Genomic DNA, 8,552 nt, shown 5'->3' with positions numbered 1-8,552 from the left:
AGATGTGTATAAGAGACAGTGGCGGTACGGGTCGTTTCTCGGGCGGGGAATCAGCTACTGTGGTGCGCAGCCCCTCACGTGGCGCTATCTGACTGAACTCCCCCAGGGCCGGAAGGCAGCAAGGGTAGGTCGGCTCTGGCGGGTGCGTGGGGGGCGCTTGCGTTTGTGGGGCCGGTCGGTTGTCAGTGGGGCCCGATATCGTCGTATGCGTGTCGTCCCTTGCGCTGTACCGCCGCTACCGGCCCGAGACCTTCGCCGAGGTCATCGGGCAAGAGCACGTGACCGATCCGCTGCAGCAGGCATTGCGGAACAATCGCGTCAATCACGCCTATCTGTTCAGTGGGCCGCGTGGGTGCGGCAAGACGACGAGTGCGCGGATCCTGGCGCGCTGCCTCAACTGTGAGGAAGGTCCCACTCCCACTCCCTGCGGGACGTGCCAGTCGTGTGTGGACCTGGCCAGGAACGGCCGGGGTTCGATCGACGTGATCGAGATCGACGCGGCGTCGCACGGTGGCGTGGACGACGCCCGTGAGCTGCGCGAGAAGGCCTTCTTCGGGCCGGCGAGCAGCCGCTACAAGATCTACATCATCGATGAGGCGCACATGGTGACCTCGGCGGGCTTCAACGCCCTGCTCAAGGTCGTCGAGGAGCCGCCGGAGCATCTGAAGTTCATCTTCGCGACCACCGAGCCCGAGAAGGTCATCGGGACGATCCGGTCGCGTACGCATCACTACCCGTTCCGGCTCGTGCCGCCGGGGACGCTGCGGGAGTACCTGGCAGAGGTGTGCGGGCGGGAGGACATCCCGGTCGAGGACGGGGTGCTGCCGCTGGTGGTGCGGGCCGGCGCCGGGTCGGTGCGGGACTCGATGTCCGTGATGGACCAGCTGCTCGCCGGCGCCGGTGCGGACGGTGTGACATATGCCATGGCGACGGCGCTGCTGGGGTACACCGACGGGTCGCTGCTGGATTCGATCGTGGAGGCCTTCGCCGCGGGGGACGGCGCGGCGGCCTTCGAGGTCGTGGACCGGGTCATCGAGGGCGGCAACGACCCCCGGCGCTTCGTGGCGGACCTGCTGGAGCGGCTGCGGGATCTGGTGATCCTGGCGGCCGTGCCGGACGCGGGGGAGAAGGGGCTGATCGACGCCCCCGCCGATGTGGTGGAGCGGATGACGGCGCAGGCGTCCGTCTTCGGGGCGGCGGAGCTGAGCCGGGCCGCCGACCTGGTCAATACGGGCCTGACGGAGATGCGCGGGGCGACCTCGCCGCGGCTGCAGCTGGAGCTGATCTGCGCGCGGGTGCTGCTGCCGGCGGCGTACGACGACGAGCGGTCGGTGCAGGCGCGGCTGGACCGCCTGGAGCGCGGTGCGGGTGCCGCGCTGCTGGGCGGGGCCGGCGGCGGTGCGGGCTCCGGGGGAGAGCCCGGGCCCGGGGCCACGCCGGTGGTGGCCTCCGGCGGCGGGCCCGCGGCGGGCTATGTACCGGGGCCGGAGGCGCATCCGGCGATGCCGGCCGGGGGACCGTCCGGTCCGGCCGCGGCGCGTGCCGCGGTGCGGGGCGCGACGAGCGCCGGCCAGGGGGGCGGTGCTCCCGCTCCGGCCGCTCCGGGAGCACAGACGGCAGGCACGGGGTCGTCCGGCGGCCCGGGGGCCGGTCCCGGCGGGGAGCAGCAGGGCGGAGGCGCGGGGGCGCCGCAGGGCGCCCCGGCGGAGGCACAGCCGCCCTCTGGGCAGGAGGGCGGCCGTGCGGGTGCGGCTGCCCGGCCCGGGGCCTGGCCGGGCAGTACGAGCAGGGGCAGCGGCGCCGACAGCGGCCCGGCCGGCGGGGGCGCCGGACGGCAGCCCGGCGGCTGGCCCACGGCCGTGGCGCCGGGTCAGGGCGGGGCGCCCGCCCCGTCCGCGCCCCCCGCCGTGTCCGGGCCGCCGGCCGGCCCGCCCGCGCCCGCATCGCAGCAGCCCCCGCAGGCCGCCGGGGCGGCCCCGGGGGCGGCGCAGGGTGCCGCTCAGGTACGGCAGATGTGGCCGGACATCCTGGAAGCGGTGAAGGACCGCCGGCGCTTCACCTGGATCCTGCTGAGCCAGAACGCCCAGGTCTCCGGCTTCGACGGCACGACGCTGCAGATCGGCTTCCCCAATGCCGGCGCCCGCGACAGCTTCGCCAACGGCGGAAGCGAGGACGTCCTCAAGGACGTGCTGGCCGAGCGGTTCCAGGTGCAGTGGCGGGTCGAGGCGATCGTCGACCCGTCGGGCGGCGCCGGGCCGCCGGCCGGAGGTGCCCCCCGTAGTGGCGGTGGCGGCTTCGGCGGCGCCCCCGCCGCACCCCAGCAGGGCGCCCCGCAGCCCCCGCCCCAGCAGAGCGGCCCGGCCGCGTCCCCCTCGTCCGGGGGCCGGTACGGAGCGGGCGGCGAAGGGACCGGCGGCGGTGGCGGCAGCCAGGGCGCGCGCATGGCCCGGGAGGCCGTGTCGCCGGCGGCGTCCGCGGGCGGCACACAGGGCGGGCCCGTGGCGGAGCCCGCGTACACGCCGCCGGAGCCCCCGCCCTCGTCGATCGAGTACGACATGCCGGCCGAGGACGACGCCGATCTCGTCGACTCCGCGCTCAGCGGTCACGACCTGATCGTCCGCGAGCTCGGCGCGACGGTGCTGGAAGAGTTCAACAACGAGTAGAGGGCGCCCACAAGTGCCCCGCACGGGCCGCGAAGCAGGTCAGCGGAGGTCCACCGGACGTACACCCGTGCTCCTCCCTCCGGCGTAGGGCGCGGGGCCCGTGAAACACGTAGGCTCGGGCTACCGCACCAATCGTTGTCGTATGGCAGGAGTCACGTCGTGATCCCCGGTGGTCAGCCCAATATGCAGCAGCTGCTTCAGCAGGCCCAGAAGATGCAGCAGGATCTCGCGGCCGCCCAGCAGGAGCTCGCGGAGACACCCGTCGAGGGCTCCGCGGGCGGCGGCCTGGTCAAGGCCACGGTGACCGGCTCCGGCGAACTCACGGGCCTGGTCATCGACCCCAAGGCGGTCGACACCGACTCCGCGGAGGAGACGGCCGAGACGATCGCCGACCTCGTCCTGGCGGCGGTCCGGGACGCCAACGCCAGCGCCCAGCAGTTGCAGCAGCAGAAGCTCGGCCCGCTCGCGGAGGGTCTGGGCGGTGGCGGAATCCCGGGTCTCCCCTTCTGAGGAGTAGCCAACTAGCGTACGCAGCACGGCAGAAGAGAAAGAAGACGTTCCGTGTATGAAGGCGTGGTCCAGGACCTGATCGACGAGCTGGGCAGGCTGCCCGGCGTCGGTCCCAAGAGCGCGCAGCGGATCGCCTTCCACATTCTTCAGGCCGAGCCGACCGATGTCCGCCGGCTCGCGAACGCGCTGATGGAGGTCAAGGCGAAGGTCCGGTTCTGCGGCGTCTGCGGCAATGTGGCGCAGGAGGAGCAGTGCCGGGTCTGCCTGGACCCGAGGCGCGATCCGGCGGTCATCTGCGTCGTGGAGGAGCCCAAGGACGTCGTGGCGATCGAGCGGACGCGCGAGTTCCGCGGTCGCTACCACGTCCTCGGTGGGGCGATCAGCCCGATCGAGGGCGTGGGCCCCGACGACCTGCGGATCAGGGAACTGCTGGCCAGGCTCGCGGACGGCACCGTCACCGAGCTGATTCTGGCCACCGACCCGAATCTGGAGGGCGAGGCCACGGCCACCTATCTGGCCCGCATGATCAAACCCATGGGCCTGAGAGTGACGCGACTGGCGAGCGGACTGCCGGTCGGGGGCGATCTGGAGTACGCAGATGAGGTCACGCTCGGGCGGGCCTTCGAAGGGAGGAGACTTCTCGATGTCTGATGCCACGCTGCACAACGCGACACAGGACCCGGACGACTTCGCCGTATCGATCTCCGACTCGATCGAGAGTTTCATCGTCGCGGTGACCGAGGTCGCCAAGGGCGACGAGCCGGACAGTGCGGTGCCCTTCCTGCTGCTGGAGATCTCCCAGCTGCTGCTCACCGGCGGCCGCCTGGGCGCCCACGAGGACTTCGTTCCCGACGAGCGGTACGAGACGGACACCGGCCCGGAACCGGACGTCGACGAGCTGCGCGAGCGCTTTGCGACCCTGCTCGACCCGGTGGACGTCTACTCCGAGGTCTTCGACCCGTATGTGCCGCGCAGCGAGCCGGTCGCCAGCCGGATCTCCGACGACCTGGCCGACATCATCACCGATCTGCGCCACGGCCTGGCGCACTACCGGGCGGGCCGGGTCAGCGAGGCCCTGTGGTGGTGGCAGTTCTCCTACCTCTCCAACTGGGGCCCGACCGCCTCGGCCGCACTGCGCGCGCTGCAGTCGCTGGTCGCCCACGTACGCCTCGACCAGCCGCTGGTCGAGCTGGACGGCCTGGACACCGACAGTGACGTCACCGGCGACGAGGAGCAGCTCGCCGAGGAGGCCGGAAAGGTCATGGCGGAGGAGATCGCGGCGCCGCTGGGGCTGCGGGGAAGCTGAGCCCGGGGGCGGCCGCCACGGCCGGGCACGCCCCGGCCGTCGCCCGCCGCCGGGCGCGCGAGGCGCCTCACGCCGGCTGTTCCGTGATGCCTCGCGCCGTGGCCGGAGCCTGTGAGCTGGGTTACGTTTTCGTGTGTACCGGCCGGGAGCGGGCATGTGCTCGCCGGGCAGGCGCAACGGTGCGCCTTGTGGATCCGCCGCGGGACGCGGAACTCACGAGTCAGGTGGCCATGGTGATCAACGCGATCACGGTGGTCAACCAGTGAGTCGTGCGTCTCACGATGTGGTATTGGCAGGGCGGACTCCGCTTGCTCGTTAGACTGAGCCGACCGCAGTACCCCCATTTCCGGGGGTCCGGGAGGAAACTCCCGATGAGACAGTTGCGAGGAGCGCACGTGGGCCTTGTCGTGCAGAAGTACGGCGGCTCATCCGTTGCGGATGCCGAGGGCATCAAGCGCGTTGCCAAGCGAGTCGTCGAGGCCAAGAAGAACGGCAACCAGGTTGTCGTGGTGGTTTCGGCGATGGGCGACACGACGGACGAGCTGATCGATCTCGCGCAGGAAGTGTCCCCGATTCCGTCGGGGCGCGAGTTCGACATGCTGCTGACCGCCGGAGAGCGGATCTCCATGGCCCTGCTGGCGATGGCGATCAAAAACCTCGGTCACGAGGCGCAGTCCTTCACCGGTAGCCAGGCCGGTGTCATCACCGACTCCGTGCACAACAAGGCACGGATCATCGATGTCACGCCGGGCCGGATCAAGACCTCCGTCGACGAGGGCAACATCGCCATCGTCGCCGGCTTCCAGGGCGTGTCCCAGGACAAGAAGGACATCACGACGCTGGGGCGCGGCGGGTCGGACACGACCGCCGTCGCGCTGGCGGCCGCCCTGGACGCCGACGTCTGTGAGATCTACACCGATGTGGACGGTGTCTTCACCTCCGACCCGCGGGTCGTGAAGAAGGCCCGGAAGATCGACTGGATCTCCTTCGAGGACATGCTGGAGCTGGCCAGCTCCGGCTCCAAGGTGCTGCTGCACCGCTGCGTCGAGTACGCACGCCGTTACAACATCCCGATCCACGTCCGCTCGTCCTTCTCGGGGCTGCAGGGCACGTGGGTCAGCAACGAACCGCAAGGGGACCAGCCGATGGAGCAGGCAATCATCTCGGGCGTCGCGCATGACACCTCCGAGGCGAAGGTCACGGTCGTCGGAGTCCCGGACAAGCCGGGCGAGGCCGCGCGCATCTTCCGTGCGATCGCGGACTCCGAGGTCAACATCGACATGGTCGTGCAGAACGTGTCCGCCGCGTCGACCGGTCTGACCGACATCTCCTTCACGCTGCCCAAGACCGAGGGCCGCAAGGCCGTCGCGGCCCTGGAGAAGACCCGTGCGGCGGTCGGCTTCGACTCGCTGCGCTACGACGACCAGATCGCCAAGATCTCGCTCGTCGGCGCGGGGATGAAGACCAACCCGGGCGTCACGGCGACCTTCTTCGAGGCGCTGTCGAACGCGGGCGTGAACATCGAGCTCATCTCGACCTCCGAGATCCGTATCTCGGTCGTCACCCGCGCCGATGACGTGAACGAGGCAGTGCGCGCCGTCCACACCGCCTTCGGTCTCGACACCGACAGTGATGAAGCCGTGGTCTATGGCGGCACCGGGCGATGATTCCGGCCGAGGCGGGCCGTCCGTCCCACGCTGACACGGCGGGGGCGGACGCCCGCCCGGCCGCCCGGCCGCAGCTCGCCGTCGTCGGTGCCACGGGCACCGTCGGCGGCGTTCTGCTGGGCATCCTCTCCGAGCGGGCCGACATCTGGGGCGAGATCCGGCTGATCGACTCCCCCCAGCCGCGTTCGGGCCGGGCGGATCAGCCTGGCCCGGTCGGCCGCAAGCTGACCGTCCGGGGCGCGGAGGTCGAGGTCGTCGCGCTGAGCGAGGAGGCCTTCGACGGTATCGACGTGGCGATGTTCGACGTCCCCGACGAGGTCTCCGCGCGCTGGGCGCCGGTTGCGGCGGCCAAGGGCGCGGTGGTCGTGGACAATTCCGGCGCGTTCCGGATGGACCCGGACGTGCCGCTGGTCGTCCCCGAGGTCAATGCGCACACGGCGCGGGTGCGCCCGCGCGGCATCATCGCCAACCCGAACTGCACGACGCTCTCGATGATCGTCGCGCTGGGGGCGCTGCACGCCGAGTACGGGCTGAGCGAGCTGATCGTCTCCTCCTACCAGGCCGTTTCCGGGAAGGGAAAGGCCGGCATCGACACCTTGCGGGGGCAGCTGGCCGCGGTGTCCGGTACGGAACTGGGCACCACGCCGGGCGATGTGCGGCGGGCCGCCGGGGACGCGCTGGGGCCGTTCCCGGCGCCGGTCGCGCTCAATGTGGTGCCCTGGGCCGGCTCGCTCCAGGAGGACGGCTGGTCCTCCGAGGAGCTCACGATCCGCAACGAGTCCCGCAAGATCCTCGGGCTGCCGGACCTGCCGGTCACCGCGACCTGCGTACGGGTGCCGGTGATCACGACCCACTCGCTGTCCGTGCACGCCCGCTTCGAGAACGAGGTCACGGTCGGCGGCGCACACGAGATCCTGGCCGCGGCGCCCGGGGTGGTCCTGTGCGACGATCCGGCCGAGGACGAGTACCCCACCCCGTCCGATGTCGTCGGTACGGATCCGACCTGGGTCGGGCGGGTGCGTCGTTCGCTGGACGATCCGCGGGCGCTGGAGCTGTTCGTGTGCGGCGACAATCTGCGCAAGGGGGCGGCGCTGAACACCGCGCAGCTGGGGGAGCTGGTGGCGGCGGAGCTGCGGGGGCGGGAGCCCCGGCGGTAGGGCGACGCGGGCCCGCGGGTCCGGGCTCGGGGCCTGCGGGGTACGCGACTTGGCGGGATCGGGCGCCGTGCGCCGACCGCCTGGGAGATACTTTGTGGGGCGTGTGAAGATCCTGTGAGCGAATCGCCGGTCCCCACCTCTTGATCTGGGCTGACGATCTGTTCGACCATTCGCTCCCCGCCGCACTGCAACCGGCAGTTGGGCGGGGAGCGTCTTTGTGGCCGCCCTCAGGGGTGGCTCGGGGGATCAGCGGGCTGCAGAGTGAGTCCCCGGATGGCGGGGCATTCGCGTCGGGGCAATTAGGGCATTCAGGAAGAGCTGGTACGCATGAGGGCATTTGATGCATCGTCAAAAGCGGTGCCTTGCGCGTACAACCCTTGTGGGGGGAAGCGTGTCCAACAGGCGTGGCAGAGGTACTCGGTTTCACCATCGCCCCAGCGGGCGCAGCGGCAGGCGCAGCAGTGTGCCCGCCGCGTTCCCGTACGGCCGGGAGCATGCCGGTGATCGCTCCCTGGCCCACCACCCGTCCCGCCCAGATCCCTCCGCAACGCGGGGACTCTGACGACGCGATGGCAGCGGGCACCACGGTCGACCACCTCACCGAGACCTATCGCGCGCACTACCGCTCCCTGCTCGGGCTCGCCGCGCTGCTCCTCGACGACACCGCCTCCTGCGAGGACGTCGTCCAGGAGGCCTTCATCCGCGTGCACTCCGCACGCGGCCGGGTGCGCGACCCCGAGAAGACCCTCGCCTATCTCCGGCAGACCGTCGTCAACCTCTCGCGCTCCGCGCTGCGCCGCCGCATCCTCGGGCTCAAGCTGCTCTCCAAGCCGATGCCCGACATGGCGAGCGCCGAGGAGGGCGCGTACGACCTGCTGGAGCGGGACCAGCTGATCCAGGCGATGCGCGGGCTGCAGCGCCGACAGCGGGAGGTGCTGGTGCTGCGCTATTTCGCCGATATGACCGAGGCGCAAGTGGCAGAGACGCTGGGCATATCGCTCGGCTCCGTCAAGGCCTACGGGTCGCGGGGCATCGCGGCGCTCCGCGTCGCGATGGAGGCTCCGGCATGAAGGGCACGACGTCTGGCCGGCACGACCCGTTCGCCCCGTGCGGCACGCGCGAGGCGCTCACCCCGCTCACTCCGACCACCCCAATCACCCTGAGAAACCACAGCACTTCGCACCACTCGACCGACCCGATGCACCACCGCCCTCCCCACGCCAACCGGCCCGCCCCGACCGACCCCCGC

Annotated in this window: 8 protein-coding genes and 1 other RNA gene; all 9 read left to right on the top strand. The window is 71.2% G+C overall.

Annotation, left to right across the window (positions count from 1 at the left end):
- Nucleotides 1-65 precede the first annotated feature (65 nt).
- Nucleotides 66-164, top strand: an RNA gene (gene ffs / locus EST92_RS29425) — signal recognition particle sRNA small type.
- A 45-nt stretch (nucleotides 165-209) separates the two neighbouring features.
- Nucleotides 210-2,663: a DNA polymerase III subunit gamma and tau gene (locus EST92_RS29420; protein WP_129283743.1), complete on the top strand. Its 2,454-nt coding sequence runs from the start codon at nucleotides 210-212 to the stop codon at nucleotides 2,661-2,663.
- Nucleotides 2,664-2,822: 159 nt separating this feature from the next.
- Entirely contained in the window at nucleotides 2,823-3,173 is a 351-nt protein-coding gene (locus EST92_RS29415) for a YbaB/EbfC family nucleoid-associated protein (RefSeq protein WP_129248874.1), read from the top strand.
- Nucleotides 3,174-3,224: 51 nt separating this feature from the next.
- Nucleotides 3,225-3,824 carry a recombination mediator RecR gene (recR, locus tag EST92_RS29410; RefSeq protein ID WP_129283742.1) on the top strand — a complete coding sequence of 200 codons (600 nt, stop codon included), beginning with the start codon at nucleotides 3,225-3,227 and terminating at the stop codon, nucleotides 3,822-3,824.
- Nucleotides 3,817-4,479: a DUF5063 domain-containing protein gene (locus EST92_RS29405; protein ID WP_129283741.1), complete on the top strand. Its 663-nt coding sequence runs from the start codon at nucleotides 3,817-3,819 to the stop codon at nucleotides 4,477-4,479. The genes recR and EST92_RS29405 overlap by 8 nt, the downstream gene beginning before the upstream one ends.
- Nucleotides 4,480-4,874: 395 nt before the next feature.
- Nucleotides 4,875-6,146, top strand: coding sequence for an aspartate kinase (locus EST92_RS29400; protein WP_093484354.1), 1,272 nt, complete (start codon nucleotides 4,875-4,877; stop codon nucleotides 6,144-6,146).
- The gene (locus tag EST92_RS29395; RefSeq protein ID WP_129283740.1) at nucleotides 6,143-7,303 is read left to right on the top strand and encodes an aspartate-semialdehyde dehydrogenase; all 1,161 of its coding nucleotides are present in this window, start codon (nucleotides 6,143-6,145) and stop codon (nucleotides 7,301-7,303) included. The genes EST92_RS29400 and EST92_RS29395 overlap by 4 nt, the downstream gene beginning before the upstream one ends.
- Before the next feature lie 494 nt (nucleotides 7,304-7,797).
- Nucleotides 7,798-8,373: a SigE family RNA polymerase sigma factor gene (locus tag EST92_RS29390; protein WP_063827992.1), complete on the top strand. Its 576-nt coding sequence runs from the start codon at nucleotides 7,798-7,800 to the stop codon at nucleotides 8,371-8,373.
- A partial coding sequence (locus EST92_RS31875; protein WP_216849139.1) for a hypothetical protein occupies nucleotides 8,370-8,552 on the top strand: 183 nt, incomplete at its 3' end. The genes EST92_RS29390 and EST92_RS31875, both read left to right, overlap by 4 nt.

The sequence above is a fragment of the Streptomyces sp. TM32 genome (genome assembly GCF_004122755.1).
Lineage (GTDB): Bacteria > Actinomycetota > Actinomycetes > Streptomycetales > Streptomycetaceae > Streptomyces > Streptomyces sioyaensis.
The sequence above is the reverse complement of the archived record's forward strand: the minus strand, read 5'-3'. Positions and strand labels throughout refer to the sequence as shown.

Bases quoted from the DNA above. Each gene is read 5' to 3' on its own strand.
- EST92_RS29395 (WP_129283740.1), top strand. From the start codon at position 6,143: ATGATTCCGGCCGAGGCGGGCCGTCCGTCCCACGCTGACACGGCGGGG.
- EST92_RS29390 (WP_063827992.1), top strand. From the start codon at position 7,798: ATGCCGGTGATCGCTCCCTGGCCCACCACCCGTCCCGCCCAGATCCCT.
- EST92_RS29405 (WP_129283741.1), top strand. From the start codon at position 3,817: ATGTCTGATGCCACGCTGCACAACGCGACACAGGACCCGGACGACTTC.